Annotated in this window: 15 protein-coding genes; 7 read left to right on the top strand and 8 right to left on the bottom strand. The window is 70.1% G+C overall.

The genetic code is table 11. The features are described 5' to 3' along the window. Nucleotides 1–10: 10 nt before the first annotated feature. The 3 genes from ACP56T_RS01200 to ACP56T_RS01190 all read right to left on the bottom strand — a co-directional run bounded on the left by ACP56T_RS01200 (nucleotide 11) and on the right by ACP56T_RS01190 (nucleotide 5,092). Nucleotides 11–3,247, bottom strand: a complete 3,237-nt coding sequence (locus ACP56T_RS01200; protein ID WP_430910301.1) for an efflux RND transporter permease subunit — start codon at nucleotides 3,245–3,247, stop codon at nucleotides 11–13. A gap of 10 nt (nucleotides 3,248–3,257) precedes the next feature. Beyond that, a complete protein-coding gene (locus tag ACP56T_RS01195) occupies nucleotides 3,258–4,574 on the bottom strand; it encodes an efflux RND transporter periplasmic adaptor subunit (protein WP_430910300.1) in 1,317 nt (438 codons plus the stop codon). A 128-nt stretch (nucleotides 4,575–4,702) separates the two neighbouring features. Next, the gene (locus ACP56T_RS01190; RefSeq protein WP_430910299.1) at nucleotides 4,703–5,092 is read right to left on the bottom strand and encodes a hypothetical protein; all 390 of its coding nucleotides are present in this window, start codon (nucleotides 5,090–5,092) and stop codon (nucleotides 4,703–4,705) included. Nucleotides 5,093–5,187: 95 nt separating this feature from the next. Here ACP56T_RS01190 and ACP56T_RS01185 point away from each other — a divergent pair, with 95 nt between their 5' ends. Further along, a complete protein-coding gene (locus ACP56T_RS01185) occupies nucleotides 5,188–6,726 on the top strand; it encodes a class I adenylate-forming enzyme family protein (protein WP_430910298.1) in 1,539 nt (512 codons plus the stop codon). A 187-nt stretch (nucleotides 6,727–6,913) separates the two neighbouring features. On the opposite strand, the gene ACP56T_RS01180 is transcribed toward ACP56T_RS01185, so the two are convergent. From ACP56T_RS01180 to ACP56T_RS01160, 5 genes are all read right to left on the bottom strand, one after another. Beyond that, on the bottom strand, nucleotides 6,914–7,843 hold the full coding sequence (locus ACP56T_RS01180; protein ID WP_430910297.1) for a LysR family transcriptional regulator: 930 nt from the start codon (nucleotides 7,841–7,843) through the stop codon (nucleotides 6,914–6,916). 187 nt (nucleotides 7,844–8,030) lie between these two features. Next, nucleotides 8,031–8,321: a formate dehydrogenase subunit delta gene (locus tag ACP56T_RS01175; RefSeq protein WP_430910296.1), complete on the bottom strand. Its 291-nt coding sequence runs from the start codon at nucleotides 8,319–8,321 to the stop codon at nucleotides 8,031–8,033. Nucleotides 8,322–8,358: 37 nt separating this feature from the next. Next, entirely contained in the window at nucleotides 8,359–11,220 is a 2,862-nt protein-coding gene (fdhF, locus tag ACP56T_RS01170; protein ID WP_430910295.1) for a formate dehydrogenase subunit alpha, read from the bottom strand. Nucleotides 11,221–11,230: 10 nt separating this feature from the next. Then, nucleotides 11,231–12,790: a formate dehydrogenase beta subunit gene (locus ACP56T_RS01165; RefSeq protein WP_430910294.1), complete on the bottom strand. Its 1,560-nt coding sequence runs from the start codon at nucleotides 12,788–12,790 to the stop codon at nucleotides 11,231–11,233. Next, entirely contained in the window at nucleotides 12,787–13,272 is a 486-nt protein-coding gene (locus ACP56T_RS01160; protein ID WP_430910293.1) for a formate dehydrogenase subunit gamma, read from the bottom strand. Before ACP56T_RS01160 ends, ACP56T_RS01165 begins: the two co-directional genes overlap by 4 nt. Nucleotides 13,273–13,535: 263 nt before the next feature. Here ACP56T_RS01160 and ACP56T_RS01155 point away from each other — a divergent pair, with 263 nt between their 5' ends. The 6 genes from ACP56T_RS01155 (at nucleotide 13,536) to ACP56T_RS01130 (ending at nucleotide 20,000) form a co-directional block, all read left to right on the top strand. Next, nucleotides 13,536–14,135: a cysteine hydrolase family protein gene (locus tag ACP56T_RS01155; RefSeq protein ID WP_430910292.1), complete on the top strand. Its 600-nt coding sequence runs from the start codon at nucleotides 13,536–13,538 to the stop codon at nucleotides 14,133–14,135. A 69-nt stretch (nucleotides 14,136–14,204) separates the two neighbouring features. Then, entirely contained in the window at nucleotides 14,205–15,965 is a 1,761-nt protein-coding gene (poxB, locus tag ACP56T_RS01150; protein ID WP_430910291.1) for a ubiquinone-dependent pyruvate dehydrogenase, read from the top strand. A 77-nt stretch (nucleotides 15,966–16,042) separates the two neighbouring features. Next, a complete protein-coding gene (locus ACP56T_RS01145; protein ID WP_430910290.1) occupies nucleotides 16,043–17,077 on the top strand; it encodes an NADP-dependent oxidoreductase in 1,035 nt (344 codons plus the stop codon). 9 nt (nucleotides 17,078–17,086) lie between these two features. Next, entirely contained in the window at nucleotides 17,087–17,830 is a 744-nt protein-coding gene (locus tag ACP56T_RS01140) for a (Fe-S)-binding protein (protein ID WP_430910289.1), read from the top strand. Continuing rightward, nucleotides 17,827–19,398 carry a lactate utilization protein B gene (locus tag ACP56T_RS01135; RefSeq protein ID WP_430910288.1) on the top strand — a complete coding sequence of 524 codons (1,572 nt, stop codon included), beginning with the start codon at nucleotides 17,827–17,829 and terminating at the stop codon, nucleotides 19,396–19,398. The genes ACP56T_RS01140 and ACP56T_RS01135 overlap by 4 nt, the downstream gene beginning before the upstream one ends. Then, nucleotides 19,395–20,000 carry a LutC/YkgG family protein gene (locus tag ACP56T_RS01130; RefSeq protein WP_430910287.1) on the top strand — a complete coding sequence of 202 codons (606 nt, stop codon included), beginning with the start codon at nucleotides 19,395–19,397 and terminating at the stop codon, nucleotides 19,998–20,000. Before ACP56T_RS01135 ends, ACP56T_RS01130 begins: the two co-directional genes overlap by 4 nt. The last annotated feature ends 24 nt before the right edge of the window (nucleotides 20,001–20,024 follow it).

Raw genomic sequence — 20,024 nt, 5'->3', positions numbered from 1 at the left:
CCGGCAGCCCTCACTCGGCCGCCTCGCGATGCGGCCGCGCCTCCTCCGGCGCGCGCGCAGCGGGCATCCTGCCGAAGCGGGCGTAGAGCGCCGGCAGCAGCACCAGCGTCAGCAGGGTCGCGCTGATCAGGCCGCCGATGACCACGGTGGCGAGCGGCCGCTGGATCTCGGCGCCGGTCCCCGTGGCGATCGCCATCGGCACGAAGCCGAGGGAGGCGACGAGCGCCGTCATCGCCACCGGCCGTAAGCGCGTCATGGCGCCCTCCAGGATGGCCTCCCGCTTCGATCTCCCCTCGGCCGCGAGCTGCTTGATGAAGGTGAGCATGACGAGGCCGTTCAGCACGGCGACCCCCGAGAGCGCGATGAAGCCGACCGCCGCCGGCACCGAGACCGGCGTGTCCCGCAGCCACAGCGCCGCGATGCCCCCCGTGAGCGCGAGCGGCACCGCGCTGAACACCAGCAGTGCATCCCTGGGCGAACCGAGGGCCGAGCAGAGCAGCAGGAAGATCAGGAAGAAGCAGACCGGCACCACGACCATGAGCCGGCGCTGGGCCGAGGCGAGGTTCTCGAACTGCCCTCCCCAGGTCACGTAGGAGCCGCTCGGCAGCGGGACCCTATCCGCCACCTCGGCCTGGGCCTGCGCCACGAGCGATCCGATGTCGCGCCCGCGGACATTGGCCGTCACCACCACCCGGCGCTTTCCGTTCTCGCGGCTGATCTGGTTCGGCCCCTCCGTGACGGAGAAGCTCGCCACCTGCCTCAGCGGCACCGAGACCGCCCGTCCGTTCGGGCCTGGCGGCAGCGGAACCGGGATGTTCTCCAGCGCCTCGCGGTCCTCGCGCGCCTTGTCGGTCAGGCGCACGACGATGGGGAAGCGGCGGTCTCCCTCGAAGACCACGCCGGCCTCGCGCCCGCCGATGGCCGCCCCGACGACCTCCTGGATCGCCCCGGTGCTGAGGCCGTAGCGGGCGGCCTCGGCCTTGTCGATCCTGATCTCCAGGAAGGGCAGGCCCGTGGTCTGCTCGACCTTCACGTCCTCGGCCCCGTCGATGCCGCGCAGCACGGCGGCGATCCGGTTGGCCACCTTGAGCATCGGCTCGAACTCCTCGCCGAACACCTTCACGGCGAGGTCGCCCCGCGTGCCGGCGAGCAGCTCGTTGAAGCGGAGCTGGATCGGCTGCGAGAACTCGTAGGCGTTGCCGGCGAGCTGCCCGAGCGCCTTCTCGATCGCCTCCTGCAACGCGGCCTTGCTCAGGGACGGATCGGGCCACTCCTCCTGCGGCTTCAGGATGACGAAGGTGTCCGACGCGTTCGGCGGCATCGGGTCGGTGGCGACCTCCGCCGTGCCGGTCTTCGAGAACACGTAGGCGACCTGGGGGAAGCGCGAGACGACCTGCTCGACCTTCAGCTGCATGGCCTGCGACTGGGTCAGCGAGGTCGAGGGGATGCGGGTGGCACTGAGCGCGATGCTCTTCTCGTCGAGCTGCGGGATGAATTCCGTCCCGAGCCGGGTCGAGAGGGCCCCCGCCCCCGCCATCAGCAGCAGGGCGCCGCCGGCGAAGGCGGCGGGCCTGCGAACCGCCGCCCCGAGCACCGGCCGGTAGGCCGCCTTCAGCCCCCGGACGACGAGATTGTCCGTCTCCGTGACCTTGCCGGTGATCGCGATGGCGATCAGCGCCGGCACGAAGGTGAGCGACAGTACGAAGGCCGACGCCAGGGCAATGATGACGGTCAGCGCCATCGGCTCGAACATCTTGCCCTCGACCCCGGTGAAGGTGAGGAGCGGCACGTAGACGAGGATGATGATCGCCTGCCCGTAGAGGGAGGGCTTGATCATCTCCTCGGCCGAGGCGCGCACCGTCCGCAGGCGCTCCTGCGTGTCGAGGGGGCGCCCGAGGGCGTGCTGGCGCTCGGCGAGATGGCGCAGCGCATTCTCGGTGATGATGACCGCCCCGTCGACGATGAGGCCGAAATCCAGCGCGCCGAGGCTCATCAGGTTGGCCGAGATCCGCGCCTCGACCATGCCGGTCAGCGTCATCAGCATCGCCACCGGGATGACCAGCGCCGTGATGACGGCGGCGCGGATGTTGCCGAGCAGCAGGAACAGGATGACGATGACCAGGCCCGCGCCCTCGGCGAGGTTCTTCGCCACCGTCCGCACGGTGGCGTCGACGAGGCGGGTCCGGTCGAGCACGGTCTGGACCTCGACCCCCGGAGGCAGGCTCCTGCGGATCTGCTCCATGCGCGCGTCGACGGCGGCGGCCACCGTGCGGCTGTTCTCGCCGATCAGCATCAGGGCCGTGCCGATGACGACCTCCCGGCCGTCCTGGCTGCCCGAGCCGGTGCGCAGGTCGCGCCCGATGCGGACCTCGGCGATGTCCCCGATCCGCACCGGGACCCCGCCGCGCGTCGCGACGACGACGGTCGCGATGTCCTGCATGCCCTCGAGCCGGCCGGCGGCGCGCACGACGTAGCCCTCGCCGTTGTCCTCCAGGTAGCGGGCGCCCTGGTTGGCGTTGTTGGCCTCCAGGGCGCGCGCCACGTCGGAGAAGGACAGATCGAGGGCGGCGAGCTTATCGGGGTCGGGCTGGACGTGGTACTGCTTCTCGAAGCCGCCGACGCCGTCGACGCCGGCGACCCCCGGCACGGTCTTGATCTGCGGCCGGATGATCCAGTCCTGCACCGTGCGCAGATAGGCGGTCTGTTCCAGCTCGGTGCGCAGGCGCTGGCCCTCGGGGGTCAGGTAGCTGCCATCCGCCTGCCAGCCCGGCTCGCCCTCGCGGGAGACCCGCCGCTCCCCCGGTTTCGCGTAGCGGATCGACCAGATGTAGATCTCGCCGAGCCCCGTGGTGATCGGGCCCATGGCGGGCTCGGCGCCGGGGGGCAGGTCGCGCTTTACCTGGGCGAGGCGCTCGGCGACCTGCTGGCGGGCGAAGTAGATGTCGAGCTTCTCCGCGAAGACGGCCGTGACCTGCGAGAAGCCGTTCCGCGACAGCGAGCGGGTGTATTCCAGCCCCTTGATGCCGGCGAGCGCGGTCTCGACCGGATAGGTGACCTGCTTCTCGATATCGACGGGCGAGAGCGAGGGCGCGGTCGTGTTGACCTGCACCTGGTTGTTGGTGATGTCGGGAACGGCATCGATGGGGAGCCGGCTCGCGGCATAGCCGCCGAAGCCGGCGGCGAGCAGCGACAGCAGCAGCACCAGCCAGCGCCGATGGACGGAAAAGTCGAGGATCCGGGCGATCACGGCGCGCTCCTCAATGGTCGTGGTCGGCTTCGCTCTTCTTGAGCTCGGCCTTGAGGAGGAAGCTGTTGGCGACGGCGATCTCCTCGCCGGGCTCGAGTCCGGACGCGGCCTCGAAGGCATCGTCGTCCGAGCGTCCGAGCCCGACCTCGCGCTTCTCGAACCCCTCCGGCGTGCGCACGAAGACGACGCGCTTGCCGTCGACGGTTTGCAGGGCGGTCTTGGGCACGCGGACGGGCACGCGGTCCTGGGCGATCTCGACCTCGGCGGTGACGTAGGTTCCGGGCCGCCAGGACAGGCCGGCGTTCGGCAGCGCGACCACGACGCGCGCGGCGCGGGTCTCGGCGTTGAGCAGCGGACTCACGAAGATCACCTTGCCCCGCTCGTGGCGCTCGCCTCCCTCGCGGCGGGGCGTGACGGTGACGCTCGCGCCCTCCCGGACCTTGGCGAGTTCGCTCGTCGGGACCGAGAGCTCGATCCAGACGGTCGAGAGATCGGCGACGGTGTAGAGATCGGCCGGGTCGCCCTCCTTGCCCACCGCCGTGCCGACATCGACCTTGCGCTCGACGATCCGCCCCGTCAGCGGCGAGCGCAGCTCGTACTGGCGCAGGCTCGACGTGGTCGGCGCCGCCTCGTCGCGCTTCTGGGCGGCGGCGACCTCGGTAGCATCAAGGCCGAGCGCGGACAGCTTCTGGCGGGCGAGGTCGACCCGGAGCTGGTTCTCCAGGAAGACGGCGCGGGCGTTCTGGAAGGCGGCCTCCGAGGCGGAACGGGAGGCGAGCAGCTTCTGCTGGCGCTCGAAGTTGATGCGCTCGAGATCGGCCTTCACCGAGGCGGTCAGATACTCGCTCTTGGCGTCCGCGACCTCGCGGCTATCGAGGACGGCGACGATCTCGCCCTTCGCCACGTCGTCTCCGAGGCGCTTGCGCATCTCGGAGACGGTGCCGGCGACCCGCGCCGGCACGCGGGCGATCCGGTCCGCGTCGGGGGTGATGGTGCCGGGAACCAGGATATGCCGGAACAGCGTCCCGGCTTCCGCCTTCGCCACCCCGATGCCCTGTCCCTCGACCTGCTCGGGGGTCATGCGGACATGATCTTCCTCGCCCTCCGGCCCGGAATGGGCATGGCCTTTCCCGGCCTCCCCGTGCGCGGGCTCGCCGTGATCGTGGCCGTGGCCGTCGCCCTCCGCATGCCGAGCCGCCGGAGTGAAGGCGGGCGGCGGCCATCCGGCCGAGGCGAGGAGGTCACGGACGAGGCCGGAGACGGCCGGAACGGTGGCGCCCACGAGGACGCCGGCGGCCACCAGGACCGCTGCCAGGAGAATGCGCATGATGCCTGCTCGTCGCGGGATCCGGCGCCGTCAGGGGCGTCGCGGTCGATCCCGTTCTGTCACATGGAAGGGCTGTCCCGGAGGCGCGGGGCTCTCCGGTGCGAGACGCTCGCCTTCGCGGCGTCGCGTCAGGCGCGCGGCGGGCGCGGCAGGCGGCCGGGCGGGACCGAGAACGGAGCCTCGGAGGTCCACGCGTAGCGCGCGCGGGAGGCCGTGCGCCGCCCCGTCGAGGCCGGTGCGGCGTCCGGGCCGGCGGCGGCATGGAAGTGACAGCCGCAATGGACGTGGCAGCCGGGAATTTGGCAGCCGGTGTCTGCATCGGCGGCATGCGAGGCGTCGGCCGACGCGAGCGCGATTCCGGCGCGAGCGTGGTCTCCCCGATGGCCGCGCGGTTCCCCGGCGAGGCCGGTCCCCGGCGCGGCGAGGGCGAGCGCCAGGACGAGCGCGAGCAGGCGGGCGGCGGTGGCCCACCAGCCCGTCATCGCCCCGAAGGCCCCCTGGCGTCGCGCCGCGATCATCGCCGTCCTTATGCGCGATTTCCGGTTCGGGGCAAAGCCGCCGCCGATGTCCGGTGGCGTCGCATGCGCCGCATCGGGTATGACCCGCCGCACCGATGACCGACGCCGATCCGCCCCCGCCGCGCTTCAACGCCGCCCGCCACTGCCTCGCCGGGAATGCGCGCCTTCGCGGCGGCAAGACCGCGCTCGTCATGGCCGGCGACCGAGGGCGCGCCAGCCTCACCTATGCCGAGGTCGACAGGGCCGTGCGCGGCATCGCGGCCGGGCTGCTCGGTCTCGGGCTCGCTCCCGGCGCGCGGGTGATGATCCGCATGGGCAACGAAGCCGATTACGTGCTCGTCTATTTCGGCGCCCTGGCGGCGGGGCTGGTGGCGCTGCCCTCCTCCCCGCAACTGACGCCCGACGAGGCCGCCTTCCTCACGCGCGACGCCGACGCGGCGGTGATCGTCGCGGGGGAGGACTGCCCGGTCGATCCCGCCACCCTCGACGGCCGCATCCTGCTCGGGCGCGGCGACATCGCGGCCATGAAGGCGGGCGCGCCGCTCGATGCCTATGCCGATACCGCCGCCGACGACCCCGCCCTCCTGATCTACACCTCCGGCACCTCCAGCCGGCCGAAGGGCGTTCTGCATGCCCACCGCGCCGTCTGGGGCCGGCGCCCGATGCATGCGCATTGGCTCGGCCTCACCGAATCCGACATCGTGCTGCATGCCGGCACGATGAACTGGAGCTACACCCTCGGCGTCGGCCTCGCCGATCCCTGGGCCTGCGGGGCGACCGCCGTGATCTATAACGGCCGACGCGATCCGGGCGTCTGGCCGCGCCTCGTCGCCGAGCACCGCGCCACGCTCTTCGCGGCGGTGCCGACGGTCTTCCGGCAGATGCTCAAATACGCCGATCTCGACGCCCACGACCTGTCGTCCCTGCGCCACGGCATCACCGCCGGGGAGGCCCTGGCGCCGGAGCTGCTCGACGCCTGGACGGCGCGGACCGGCAAGCCGCTCCACGAGGCGCTCGGCATGAGCGAGATCTCCACCTACGTGTCGAGCGGCCCGACGGTGCCCGTGCGGCCGGGCTCGCCGGGCAAGCCCCAGCCGGGCCGGCGCGTGGCGATCCTGCCGCGCGAGGGGGCGCCGGAGCCGCTGCCGCCGGGCGAGACCGGGCTCCTCGCGGTCCACCGCTCGGATCCGGGGCTGATGCTCGGCTACTGGGGCCGCCCCGACGAGGAGGCGGCGGCAATGCGCGGGGAGTGGTTCGCGGGCGGCGACCTCGCGCGCCTCGACGCCGACGGTTACCTCTGGTTCGAAGGCCGCGAGGACGACCTGATGAACGCCATGGGCTATCGCGTCTCGCCGAACGAGGTCGAGGCCGCCCTAGCGCTCCACCCCGCCGTCGCCGAGGTCGGCGTCACCGAGCTGGCGGTGCGCGCGGACGTGCGGGTGATCGCCGGGTTCGTGGTGCTCAAGCCGGAGGCGGACGGTGCCGGGAAGCCCGATCCGGCCGCCCTGATCGCCTGGTGCGGCGAGCGCCTCGCCGCCTACAAGTGCCCGCGCGAGATCCGCTTCGTCGAGGCGCTGCCCCGCACGCCGAACGGCAAGGTCCAGCGCAAACGCCTCGGATCGGAGCCGGCTTAGGATCTGCCGGATGTTCCGACGGAGAACCGGGCCCCGCTTCTCCTGAATAGGCTCTGGAGCGCCTCGCGGGACTCTCTCCGCGTATCGTGATCGGCGGGAGTTTCGTGAGACACGCCGGGCACTCGGCGCGGGCTCGCGCCCGGCCCGTGATCCACCCCGGCGCGTTCCGAAACGGCCGGATTCGAGCTCAGGTGAGGTGAGGCGCCGGCTCCTGGCCCGCGCCGGGCGTCTCCAGGCTGCGGGCGACCTTCTGCGCCACCGTGAACAGGGCCGCGATCATCGGCGTCGCCGGCTCGCGCTTCAGGGCGACGAGGCCGATGGCGTGCTCGAGCACCGGCTCGACGATGGGGATGGAGCGCACCCCGCTCATCGGCCCGAGGGTCTCGGCCAGGATCGCCGGCATCACGCTCGCCCAGCGCAGGGTGCGCACATGGGTCATCAGCACGATCATCGAGTTCGATTCGAGCGTCGGGGCCGGCTCGCGGCCGGCGTCGCGGATCTGCTGGTCGATGATGCGGCGGTTCTGCATGCCGGGCGTCAGCAGGCAGAGCGGGATCCGGCCGACCTCGGCCCAGGTCACGCTGGAGCGGTCGTCATAGGGGCCACCGGCGGCCGTGAGCAGGCAGTAATGCTCCCGGTAGAGCGGCACCGCCGTCACCGACCCGAGGGGCTCGTTGTCGAGATAGGTCACGCCGGCATCCGCCTCCAGATTCTCCAGCAGGGAGAACACGTCGGTGGAGGTGGTCGACTCGATGGTGAAGCGCACGTCCGGGTAGCGGGCGCGATAGGGCGTCGTCAGCGCCGCGATCATCGGCAGGGCGGTGGGGATGGCCGCGATGCGCAGATGCCCGGAAAGACCGTTGCGCAGCGCCGAGACGTCCTCGTGCATGGCGCGGGTATCGGCGACGATCCGGCGCGCCCAGCCGAGCACCCGCTCGCCTTCCGGGGTGAAGCCCTGGAAGCGGGAGCCGCGCAGCACGAGCTGGACCCCGAAGCGGTTCTCGAGCTGCTTCACCCCCGCCGAGAGAGTCTGCTGGGTGATCCCGCAGGCCTCGGCGGCGCGGCCGAAATGCTGTTCGCGGGAGAGGGCGAGGAGGAAATCGAGCTTGTCGATCACGGCCGCCCCTTCGACCGTCGCGGGGGTTCGGGCGGAATCGTCTTCAACGCGGCGGCCACGACGGATCTCCGGCCGCACCGGAAGGCGCGGCCTCGTCACGTTTGGTATGCCAACGTGTTCGCGCCCTCAAGGGCCGGCGCCCCGACGCCGGTGCAGGGCCGTCCCGACCTGGGGGCGTCCCGAGCCCCTATCCCGCGTCGCTCGCTCCCGCTCCGGCGAGATGCGGATCGCGGGTGGCGGCGCGGACGGGGCTCTCCGCGCGCGGCTCCTCTCGCAGCGCCTGGACGACGAGGTCGTCGACCCGGTCCCCGGCCTCGGGCAGGTAATGCCGCAGGGCGGCGATCATCTTGGGCGTCCAGAACGCCACGATGTGCTTGTGGATGCCGGCTACCGCCTCCTCCTCCGGGTAGGACCGGAAGAAGGAGGCGATCTGGTTCGCCATGCGGACGAGCTTGTCGTTGCTCGAGGTCGCGCTCATCGGATGTCCGTTCGTCCGCGTTGCTGTGCCTTGAACCTCACTCGGCCGCGTCGAGCGACTGAGCGATGCGCGTGAGGGAGAAGTCCTCCTCGTAGAACTTCGCCTGCCAGTCGGAGGGGCGGTTCGTGCGCCGCACCTGCACCGCCGTCACCTTGTATTCGGGGCAGTTGGTCGCCCAGTCGGAATAATCCGTGGTGATGACGTTGGCGCCCGTCTTGGCGTGGTGGAAGGTCGTGTAGACCACCCCCGGCTGCATCCGCTCCGACACCCGCGCCTTCAGGGCGATATCGCCCGAGCGGCTCTCCAGGGCGACGAGATCGCCCTCGACGATGCCGCGCACCTCCGCGTCGAACGGATGGATCTCCAGCACGTCCTCCTCGTGCCAGCGCGAGTTCTCGGTGCGCCGCGTCTGCGCGCCGACATTGTACTGGGAGAGGATGCGGCCCGTGGTGAGGATGAGCGGGAATTTCGGGCCCGTGCGCTCCTCGGTCGCCACGAACTCGGTGATCATGAACTTGCCCTTGCCGCGCACGAAGCGGTCGACATGCATCATCGGCGTGCCGTTGGGGGCCTTGTCGTTGCAGGGCCACTGCACCGAGCCGAGTTCTTCCAGCTTGGCGTAGGACACGCCGGTGAAGCTCGGGGTGAGCGCCGCGATCTCGTCCATGATCTCGGAGGGGTGGCTGTAGTTCATCTCGTAGCCCAGCGCGCGGGCGAGCAGGATGGTGCCCTCCCAGTCGCCGTAGCCGCCGAGCGGCGACATCACCTTGCGCACGCGGCTGATGCGCCGCTCGGCATTGGTGAAGGTGCCGTCCTTCTCCAGGAACGAGGCGCCCGGCAGGAAGACGTGGGCGTATTTCGCCGTCTCGTTCAGGAAGATGTCCTGGATCACGATGCACTCCATGGCCTTGAGGCCGGAGGTGACGTGATGCGTGTCGGGGTCGGACTGCGCGATGTCCTCGCCCTGGATGTACATGCCCTTGAAGGCGCCATCGACGGCCTCGTCGAGCATGTTGGTGATGCGCAGGCCCGGCGCCGAGTCGAGCTTGGCGCCCCAGAGCGCCTCGAAGCTCTCGCGGGTGGCGTCGTCCGAGACGTGGCGGTAGCCCGGCAGCTCGTGCGGGAACGAGCCCATGTCGCAGGAGCCCTGCACGTTGTTCTGGCCGCGCAGCGGGTTCACGCCAGCGCCGAGCATGCCGATATTGCCGGTGGCCATGGCGATGTTGGCCATGCCCATGACCATGGTCGAGCCCTGGCTGTGCTCGGTGACGCCGAGGCCGTAATAGATCGCCGCCCGGCCGCCGGTGGCGTAGAGGCGGGCCGCAGCGCGCAGCTCCGCCGGATCGACGCCGGTATACTGCTCCTGGGCCTCCGGCGAATGCCGCTCGTCGGCGACGAAGCGGGCCCAGGACTCGAAGTCCGCCAGCTCGCAGCGCTCGCGGACGTAAGCCTCGTCCACCAGTCCTTCCGTCACGATCACGTGGGCGAAGGCGTTGATGAAGGCGACGTTGGAGCCGGGCTTCAGCGGCAGGTGGTGGTTCGCCTTGATGTGGGGCGACTTCACGAGGTCGATCTTGCGCGGATCGGCGACGATGAGCTTGGCGCCCTCGCGCAGGCGCTTCTTCATGCGCGAGCCGAAGACCGGGTGGCCGTCGGTCGGGTTGGCGCCGATGACGAGGATCACGTCCGACTGCTCGACGGAGCGGAAATCCTGCGTGCCGGCCGAGGTGCCGAGCGTCGACATCAGGCCGTAGCCGGTGGGCGAGTGGCAGACGCGGGCGCAGGTATCGACGTTGTTGTTGCCAAAGGCGGCGCGGACCAGCTTCTGGACGAGATAGGCTTCCTCGTTGGTGCAGCGCGACGAGGTGATGCCGCCGACCGAGTCGCGGCCGTACTTGGCCTGGATGCGCTTGAACTCGGAGGCCGCGCGCTCGATGGCGACCTCCCAAGTCACCTCGCGCCACGGATCCGTGATCTTCTCGCGGATCATCGGCTTGGTGATGCGGTCCTTGTGGGTGGCGTAGCCGTAGGCGAAGCGGCCCTTCACGCAGGAATGGCCGTCATTGGCCTTGCCGTCCTTGTAGGGCACCATGCGGACGATCTTCTCGCCCTGCATCTCGGCCTTGAAGGCGCAGCCGACGCCGCAATAGGCGCAGGTCGTGACCGCCGAATGCTCCGGCTGGCCCATCTCGATGACGGACTTTTCCTGGAGCGTCGCCGTCGGGCAGGCCTGCACGCAGGCGCCGCAGGAGACGCATTCCGAGTTCATGAAGTCGGTGGGGCCGGCGGCGACGCGGCTGTCGAAGCCGCGGCCGGAGATGGTCAGGGCGAAGGTGCCCTGCGTCTCCTCGCAGGCGCGCACGCAGCGATTGCAGACGATGCACTTCGACGGGTCGTAGGTGAAGTAGGGGTTCGAGGTGTCCTTCTCGAGGAACTTCTCGGAGGTCGGCTTGACGTGGTTGTCGCCGTCATAGCCGTAGCGCACCTCGCGCAGGCCGACCGCGCCCGCCATGTCCTGCAACTCGCAATCGCCGTTGGCGGCGCAGGTCAGGCAGTCGAGCGGGTGGTCGGAGATGTAGAGCTCCATCACGCCCTTGCGGAGCTTGGCGAGCTTGTCCGTCTGCGTGTGGACGACCATGCCGTTCTCGGCCGGGGTCGTGCAGGAGGCGGGCGTGCCGCGCCGTCCCTCGATCTCGACGAGGCAGAGGCGGCAGGAGCCGAAGGGCTCCAGGCTGTCGGTGGCGCAGAGCTTGGGGATCTGCGTCCCCATGGTCATCGCCGCCGCCATCACCGAGGTGCCGGCGGGGACGGTGACGCTCTCGCCGTCGATCGTCAGGGTCACGGTCTGATCCGCCACGCGGATCGGGGTGCCGTAGTCGATTTCCTTGATCAGGCCCATCGACGCCTCCTTACTCGGCGGCGGCGGGCAGATCGCCACGCCGCTGGAAATCCTCGGGGAAATGCGTGATCGCGCTCATCACGGGCATCGGGGTCAACCCGCCCATGGCGCAGAGCGATCCATCGGTCATGGTCTCGCAGAGGTCGGCGACGACCTTGAGGTTCGCCTCCGGCCGGATGCCGGCGATGACCTTGTCCATGGTCTCGACGCCGCGCGTAGCGCCGATGCGGCAGGGGGTGCACTTGCCGCAGGATTCCGCCGCGCAGAACTCGAAGGCGAAGCGCGCCTGGCTCGCCATGTCGACGGTGTCGTCGAACACCACGATGCCGCCATGACCCACGAGCCCCTTCTTGGCCGCCATCGCCTCGTAATCGAGGGGCGTGTCGAGCAGGCTCTCGGGGAAGTAGGCGCCGAGCGGGCCGCCGACCTGCACGGCGCGCACCGGCCGTCCAGAGGCCGTGCCGCCGCCGAAATCCTCGATGACCTGCCGCAGGGTGATGCCGAAGGCGTACTCGATCAGGCCGCCATGCTTGATGTTGCCGGCGAGCTGGATCGGCAGGGTGCCCAGCGAGCGGCCCATGCCGTATTCCGCGTAGGCCTTGGCACCGTTCTCGAGGATCCAGGGAGCGGCCGTGAAGGTCATCACGTTGTTGACGAGCGTCGGCTTGCCCAGGAAGCCCTTGAGCGCCGGGATCGGCGGCTTGGCGCGCACGATGCCGCGCTTGCCCTCCAGGCTCTCCAGCAGCGAGGTCTCCTCGCCGCAGATATAGGCGCCCGCGCCCATGCGCACTTCAAGATGGAAGGCCTTGCCCGAGCCCATCACGTTCTCGCCGAGCACGCCGGCCTTCACGCCGTTGGCGATGGCCTCGCGCAGGGTGTGGAACGCCTGCGGATACTCGGAGCGGCAGTAGATGTAGCCCCGCGTCGCGCCCACGGCGACGGCGGCGATGGTCATGCCCTCGATCAGGTTGAAGGGATCGCCCTCCATCATGATCCGGTCGGCGAAGGTGCCGGAATCGCCCTCGTCGGCGTTGCAGACCACGTATTTCTGCTCGGCACGCGCGAGCATCACCGTGTTCCACTTGATGCCGGCGGGGAAGCCCGCGCCGCCGCGTCCGCGAAGCCCTGAATCGCGCACCGCCGCGACGATGCCCTCGGCATCGAGCTTCAGCGCCGCCTCCAGGCCGCGATAGCCGCCATGGGCCCGGTAGTCCTCGACGGAGACCGGATCGACCACGCCGCAGCGGTGGAAGGTCAGGCGGTGCTGCCGGGCGAGATAGGGGATCTTTTCCGGGTCGCCGAGGCGCAGCGCGTGCTCGCCGCCGTTCACGAGCCCGGCATCGAGCAGGGCATCGACATCGGCGAGCGTCACGGGGCCGTAGGCGACGCGGCCTTCCGGCGTGCCGACCTCGACCATCGGTTCCAGCCAGAGCAGGCCGCGCGTTCCGGTGCGCACGATGGTAACGTCGAGGCCGCGACGCTCGGCGCCCGCGAACAGCGCGCGGGCGATCCTGTTGGCGCCGAGCCCGAGGGCGACGGCATCGCGCGGGACGTAGAGGGTGATGCTCACTGGCGCACCTCCGGGCCGGCCTCGGCCAGCGCCGCCTGAAGAGAATCGGCCGTCACGCGGGCGAGCGGCTCACCGTCGATCATCGCGGCCGGGCCGTTGGCGCAGAGGCCGAGGCAATAGGCCGGCTCCACCGTACATGCACCATCCTGCGTGGTGCCGTGCCAGTCGATCCCGAGGCGCTCCAGCACCTCCCGGTGCAGCCTGTCGGAGCCCATCGACTGGCAGGCTTCCGCGCGGCAGAGCTTGACCTCGTGCCGCCCGGCCGGGTGGCGGCGGAAATCGTGGTAGAAGGTGATGCAGCCGTGCACCTCGGCGCGCGACAGGTTCAGGGCGTCAGCGATGAGCGGGACCGCCCCCTCGTCGACATAGCCGAAGGCCTCCTGAAGGGCGTGCAGCATCGGCAGCGTGGCGCCTTCGAGATGCGCGTGCTCGGCGATGATGTCGGCGGCGCGGGTCGCGTTCCAGGGTTCGTGGCGCGGCATCTTTCCTGCCCAGATTGGTCTTCTTCTAAGCGGCGATATGAACAGAAGTGCCGATTGTATTCAATCAAGCTAACGCGTCGGCCGACAGATATCGCCTGTCGCGGTGTAACTCCCCGCGTCCGGCGCATGGATCGGCGGCCGGATCGGCATCATTATGCCGCCGGCTCGCGTCCGGTCCGGCGGGCCGAAAGTCGGCTTGACCGAGGGGAGCCGGGCCTGTCCTGTCGCCCGAACGCCGAGGAAACGAGCGGGAGGACCCTACGATGAGCGACCTCAAGACCCTGCGCGGCCTGTCGGGGCTGAGCACGGAGCCGGCCCGGCTGACGGGTTCGGCGCTGCTGATGATCGATCTTCAGAACACCTATCGCGAGGGCGTCATGCGGCTCGCGAATGTCGAGCCGGCCGTGGCGGAGGCGAAGGCGCTCCTTCGCCGGGCGCGGGAGGCGGGCAGCCTCGTCATCCATGTCCGCCACGATGCCGGCGCGGGCTCGCCCTACGACGTGTCGGCGCCGATCGGGCAGATCAGCGACGAGGTCGCGCCGCTCGCCGACGAGGCGGTGATCACCAAGGGGGCGCCGAGCGCCTTCGTCGGCACCGACCTCCAGGAGCGCCTGGAGCGGGCCGGCATCAGGGACGTGATCGTCGCCGGCTTCATGACGCATATGTGCGTGAACTCGACGGCGCGCAGCGCCTTCAGCTTAGGATTCAACCCCACCGTCGTCGCCTCGACCACCGCGACGCGCGACCTGCCGGCGCTGGACGGGTCCGTGGTGCCGGCGGCGCAGCTTCAGGCCGCGAGCCTCGCCGCCCTCGCCGACCTCTTCGCCGTGGTGGCACGCGGCCAGGCTGACATTCCGGCCTGAGTTGTTGCTGCACTGCGGGAACGGCGTCCCCGCGAAGGGGTTCGGCTTCTGGGGGTCAGGAGCCGGACCATGCGCATCGAGAACGTCGCCGACCTGATGGTCGAGACCCTTCAGCAGGCGGGCGTCGCCCGCATCTACGGCGTCGTGGGCGACAGCCTCAACGCCATCACCGAATCGATCCGGGCGCGCGGCAAGATCGCCTGGGTCCATACCCGGAACGAGGAGACGGCCGCCTTCGCGGCGGGAGCGGAATCGCAGATCACCGGTAAGCTCGCCGTGTGCGCGGGCTCCTGCGGGCCGGGCAACCTCCACCTCATCAACGGGCTCTACGACTGCCACCGCTCGCGCACCCCCGTGCTCGCCATCGCGGCGCAGATCCCCTCCGCCGAGATCGGCTCGGGCTATTTCCAGGAGACGCGGCCCGAGGCGCTGTTTCGCGAGTGCAGCCACTACTGCGAGACCGTCTCGAACCCGGCGCAGCTTCCCTACGTGCTGGAGAGCGCCATGCGCGCCGCCATCGGGCTACGCGGCGTAGCGGTTATCGTCATCCCCGGCGACGTGGCGCTCAAGGACGCGCCCGCCCGCGCCGTCTCGCCCAATCCGGGCCTGATCCCGCCCAAGCCCCGCGTGAGCCCGGCGGAGGCCGATCTCGACGCCCTGGCGACGCTCCTCAACGGGTCCTCGCGCATCACGCTGCTGTGCGGACGTGGCTGCGCCGGGGCTCATGCGGGCCTGCTGCGGCTTGCCGAGACCCTGAAGAGCCCCATCGTGCACGCCCTCGGCGGCAAGGAATTCGTTGAGCACGACAACCCCTACGACGTGGGCATGACCGGGCTGATCGGCTTCTCCTCGGGCTATGCCGCCATGGCCGGCTGCGAGACGCTGCTGATGCTCGGCACCGATTTCCCCTACAAGCAGTTCTACCCGACCGGGGCTTCCATCGCGCAGGTGGACCTGCGGCCCGAGCAGCTCGGGCGGCGCTGCCGGCTCGATCTCGGCCTCGTCGGCGACGTGGCCGCCACCATCGAGGCGCTGCTGCCGAAGCTCCGGGCCAAGGAGGACCGCTCCTGGCTCGACGCCAGCCTCAAGCACTACAAATCGGCCCGCGAGGGGCTGGACGAGCTCGCCGCCGGCGAGCCCGGCAAGAGCTGGCTCGGCCTCAAGTCGGGCGCCAAGGTGATCCACCCGCAATACCTCGCCAAGGTGGTGAGCGAAGCGGCCGGCGAGGACGCGATCTTCACCGCCGATGTCGGCACGCCAACGATCTGGGCGGCACGCTACCTGCGGATGAACGGGAAGCGGCGGCTGCTCGGCTCCTTCGTCCACGGCTCCATGGCCAACGCCATGGCGCAGGGCATCGGCGCGCAAGCCGCGCAGCCCGGCCGCCAGGTGGTGTCCTTCTCGGGCGACGGCGGATTCGCCATGCTGATGGGCGACCTGCTGACCCTGCGCCAGGAGAAGCTGCCGCTGAAGGTGGTGGTCTTCAACAACGGCACCCTCGGCTTCGTCGAGCTGGAGATGAAGGCCGCCGGCTATCTGGAGACGGGCGTCTCGTTGGAGAACCCGGACTTCGCCGCGCTCGCCCGCTCGGCCGGCATCCACGCGGTCCGGGTGGAGGACCCGGCCGAGCTGGAATCGGCCGCGCGGGAGATGCTCGCCCATGACGGGCCTGCGCTCCTCGACGTGGTGGTCGCCCGCAACGAGCTTTCCATGCCGCCCAAGATCGACGGCCAGCAGGTGAAGGGCTTCAGCCTCTACGTGCTGCGCGCGGTGATGAGCGGACGGGGCGATTCCGTTCTCGATCTCGCCAAGACGAACCTCATCCGCTAGCTCTCTCTTCGGAACCGTCCCAAACTGCGATCCACGACGCGAGACGACGGTCCGAAGGGAAAGGCGACGTTCGAGGCATGGTTGCGACCCGTCACATCTGGCGCCTCGCGCGCCGCCCCGTCGGCTCCGTCGCCGAGGGCGACATGGTCTTCGGCGAGGAGGCCGTGCCCGACCTCGCGGAGGGCGAGTTCCTGCTGAAGGTGCTCTACCTCTCGCTCGATCCGACCAACCGGATCTGGATGAGCGACGCGGAGCAGTACATGCCCCCCGTCGAGCTCGGCGCGCCGATGCGCGGGCTCGTCGCCGGACGGGTGGTGAAGAGCCGCAAGGACGGGGTGGCCGAGGGCGATCTCTATTCCGGCTTCGGGCTCTGGGCCGACCTGATGGTGACGGATGGCGGCGGACTGAACAGGATCGAACTGCCGCCGGGCGTCCCGCTGTCGGTCGCCTTCGGCGTCCTCGCCCTCGTCGGGCCGACCGCCTATTTCGGGCTCCTCGACCTCGGCCGGCCGAAAGCCGGCGAGACGCTGGTGGTCTCCGCCGCCGCCGGGGGCGTCGGCCAGGTGGTGGGGCAGATCGGCAAGCTCAAGGGATGCCGCGTCATCGGCATCGCCGGCGGCCCCGAGAAGTGCCGCTTCCTCACCGAGGAGCTCGGGTTCGACGCGGCCATCGACTACCGCAACGAGGATGTCGGAGCGCGCCTCGACGCGCTGGCGCCGGACGGCATCGACATCGACTTCGAGCAGGTCGGCGGCCCGGTCATGAACGCGGTGGTGAGCCGGATGCGGCTCCACGGCCGCGTGGTCCTGTGCGGGCTGATCTCGCGCTACAACGACACCGAGGAGCGCGAGGATTCGGGATACTGGCGCCTCGTCCTGATGAGGCGCCTCTCGATCCACGGCTTCATCGTCACAGATTTCGCCGGCCGCTGGGCCGAGGCGCTGGCCGCGCTCGGCGGATGGATGGCCGACGGCAGCATCCGCACGCGCCAGGACGTCCGGCCGGGTCTCGACCGCGCGCTCGAATATCTCGACGCCCTCTACACGGGCGGCAATTTCGGCAAGCTCCTGGTCGAGGTCGGCGCCGGGGACACCGGCGGAACCGCGAGGTAGGCACGGGCGATGCGGATCGGGCTCTTCGTTCCCTGTTATGTCGATGCCTTCGAGCCGGAGGTGGGAATCGCCACCCTCGAGCTGCTCGAACGCTTCGGCCTCGACGTGTCCTACCCGTTCGACCAGATCTGCTGCGGGCAGCCGATGACGAATACTGGCTGCCACGCGGAGGCCGCAGCGACGGAGGCCCTGTTCGTCAGGAACTTCTCCGGGTTCGACTATGTCGTCGCGCCCTCGGGAAGCTGCGTCCATCAGGTGCGCGAGCACCTCACCGCGATCCCGCAGACGGAGGAGGTGAGGGCGGTGCGCGCCAAAACCTTCGAGCTGGTCGAGTTCCTTCACGACGTGCTGAAGATCGAGGCGCTGCCCTGGGCCGCGTTTCCGCACAAGGTCGCCTATCACAACAACTGCAACGCCCTGCGCGGCATCCACCACGCCCGGCCCTCCGAGCTGAACCTGCCCTTCTACTCCAAGCCCTTGAACCTCCTGCGGAAGGTGAAGGGCATCGAGATCGTGGACCTCTCCCGGCCGGACGAGTGCTGCGGCTTCGGCGGCACCTTCTCGGTGTTCGAGCCGGCGGTCTCGGCCAAGATGGGCTACGACAAGGTGACGGATCAGTCGAAGGCCGGGGCGGAATACGTCGTCTCGGCGGATTCCTCCTGCATGATGCATCAGAAGGGCTGCGCCGAACGCCTCGGCGTGCCGCTGAAATACATCCACATCGCGCAGGTTCTGAACGGAGCCGCCGCATGAGCGCGCCGCAGGACGACGCCCGGCTGCTCCACCCGGAGGTCGCGAAATCCTCGGACGAGAGCGCGCGCGGCCAGGACGGGCGCCGCCTCTCGCATGCGGAGGCCGCGAGCCGGCCGATCGGCGCGGCGGCGGCGCGCGAGGCCCAGCCGCGCGGCGCCAAGGTCAAGGGCAACCGGCCCATCGACCAGGCGGAGGCGGCCGAGCGCTTCATCGCCGCGCCGCTCCACCAGGCGGCCCACGACGCCCGCCTCTGGGACGTACGCAGGAAGCGCGACGTCGCCGCCCACGGCATCCCCGAATGGGAGGAGCTTCGCGATCTCGCTTCCCGGATCAAGACGCATACGCTCAGCCATCTCGACCGCTACCTCGAACAGTTCGAGGCGCAGGCGAGGGCGAACGGCGTCCATGTCCATTGGGCCGAGGACGGGGCCGACCACAACCGCATCGTGCTCGGCATCCTGCGCGACAACGGCGCCAGGACGCTCATCAAGTCGAAGTCGATGCTCACCGAGGAATGCGGCTTCCGCCACGCCATGGCGGCGGGGGGCATCGAGGTGATCGAGACCGATCTCGGCGAGCGCATCCAGCAGCTCGACGACGAGGATCCGAGCCACGTCGTGATGCCGGCCGTGCACAAGACGAGGGCGGACGTGGCCGAGGTCTTCGCCCGCACCCTCGGCACCGACGCCTCGAACGACGACGCGCATTACCTCGCCGAGAGCCAGCGCGAGACGACGCGCCCCTACATCCTCGAGGCCGATGCCGGCATGACCGGCTGCAACTTCGCCGTCGCCGAGACCGGCACGGTGGTCACCTGCACCAACGAGGGCAACGCCGACCTCTCCGGCAACGTGCCGAGGCTCCAGATCCACTCCATCGGCATCGAGAAGCTGATCCCGCGCACCGCCGATCTCGGCGTGTTCATCCGGCTGCTGTCGCGCTCGGCGCTCGGCTCGCCCATCACCCAGTACACCTCGCATTTCCGCGCCCCCCGGAGCGGCACCGAGATGCATTACGTGCTGGTCGACAACGGCCGCTCGGAACGGCTCGGGATGGAGGAGTTCTGGACCTCGCTGAAATGCATCCGCTGCGGCGCCTGCATGAACACCTGCCCGGTCTACCGCCGCTCGGGCGGGCTCTCCTACGGCGCCACCTATTCGGGGCCGATCGGGCTCATCATCGATCCGACCTTCAACAAGCGGAAATATTCCACCCTGCCGTTCTCCTCGACCATGAACGGCTCCTGCACCAATGTCTGCCCGGTGAAGATCAACATCCACGAGCAGATCTTCGCGTGGCGCAAGGTGCTCTCCGAGGAGCATGAGATCCCCCTCGTGAAGCGCGGCATGATGAAGGCGGCGGGGCAGGTGCTGAGCCGGCCGGCGGCCTATCGCGCCGCCATCGGCGCGGCGGATTCCGTCCTGCGCGCGATGCCGCGCTTCGCCGTCTACAACCCGCTGAACACCTGGGGCAAAGCCCGCGAGATGCCCGAGACCCCGCGCGAGAGCTTCCACGCCTGGTACAAGCGCAACCGCATGGGCAAAGCCGCCGAGGGGGAGGAGCCATGAGCGGACGCGAGGCCATCCTCGGCCGCATCCGGCGGAACCGCCCGGCCGGCGACTTCCCGCTGCCGGACGTGCCCGATTTCGCGCCGCTGGTCGGCCCCGACCTCGTGGCCGAGTTCGGCGAGCGCCTCAAGCGCATGGGCGGTCGCCTCGCCGAGGCGGAACCGGGCGGGGACCTCCCGGCGGAGGCGCGCGACAGGCTCGCCCAGGCGGCGGTGATCGCCTCCGCCGTCCCCGAGATTCCCGGCAACCGCGATCTCGCCCAGGTCGCGCTCCCGCGCGACCTCGCCGATGTCGACGTGGCGGCGGTCCGGGCGGTGTTCGGCATCGCCGAGACCGGCTCGGTGCTGTTCACGCAGGCCGAGCTGGTGGTGAACGCCGTGGCCTATCTCGCGCAGCACCTGATCGTGCTGCTCGATCCGGCCGACATCCTGCCCAACGTCCAGGCCGCCTATCGCAGGGCCGACTTCGCCAGCGCCGCCTACGCGGTTCTGCATACAGGCCCCTCGGCCACCGCCGATATCGAGGGCGTGCTCATCCACGGTGCACAAGGCGTGCGCTCGCTGACCGTGGTGCTGATGCCGCGTGTCATCGCCGCGTCGTGAACCGGCGCGCTCCTTGCTCGGCTG

The organism is Methylobacterium endophyticum (genome assembly GCF_050591105.1).
In the GTDB taxonomy this organism is placed as follows: domain Bacteria; phylum Pseudomonadota; class Alphaproteobacteria; order Rhizobiales; family Beijerinckiaceae; genus Methylobacterium.
This window is presented reverse-complemented; position numbering and strand designations above follow the sequence as displayed.

Coding starts and splice junctions, on each gene's coding strand:
- ACP56T_RS01195 (WP_430910300.1), bottom strand. CDS start 4,574: ATGCGCATTCTCCTGGCAGCGGTCCTGGTGGCCGCCGGCGTCCTCGTG.
- ACP56T_RS01190 (WP_430910299.1), bottom strand. CDS start 5,092: ATGATCGCGGCGCGACGCCAGGGGGCCTTCGGGGCGATGACGGGCTGG.
- ACP56T_RS01185 (WP_430910298.1), top strand. CDS start 5,188: ATGACCGACGCCGATCCGCCCCCGCCGCGCTTCAACGCCGCCCGCCAC.
- ACP56T_RS01175 (WP_430910296.1), bottom strand. CDS start 8,321: ATGAGCGCGACCTCGAGCAACGACAAGCTCGTCCGCATGGCGAACCAG.
- fdhF (WP_430910295.1), bottom strand. CDS start 11,220: ATGGGCCTGATCAAGGAAATCGACTACGGCACCCCGATCCGCGTGGCG.
- ACP56T_RS01160 (WP_430910293.1), bottom strand. CDS start 13,272: ATGCCGCGCCACGAACCCTGGAACGCGACCCGCGCCGCCGACATCATC.
- ACP56T_RS01155 (WP_430910292.1), top strand. CDS start 13,536: ATGAGCGACCTCAAGACCCTGCGCGGCCTGTCGGGGCTGAGCACGGAG.
- poxB (WP_430910291.1), top strand. CDS start 14,205: ATGCGCATCGAGAACGTCGCCGACCTGATGGTCGAGACCCTTCAGCAG.
- ACP56T_RS01145 (WP_430910290.1), top strand. CDS start 16,043: ATGGTTGCGACCCGTCACATCTGGCGCCTCGCGCGCCGCCCCGTCGGC.
- ACP56T_RS01140 (WP_430910289.1), top strand. CDS start 17,087: ATGCGGATCGGGCTCTTCGTTCCCTGTTATGTCGATGCCTTCGAGCCG.
- ACP56T_RS01135 (WP_430910288.1), top strand. CDS start 17,827: ATGAGCGCGCCGCAGGACGACGCCCGGCTGCTCCACCCGGAGGTCGCG.
- ACP56T_RS01130 (WP_430910287.1), top strand. CDS start 19,395: ATGAGCGGACGCGAGGCCATCCTCGGCCGCATCCGGCGGAACCGCCCG.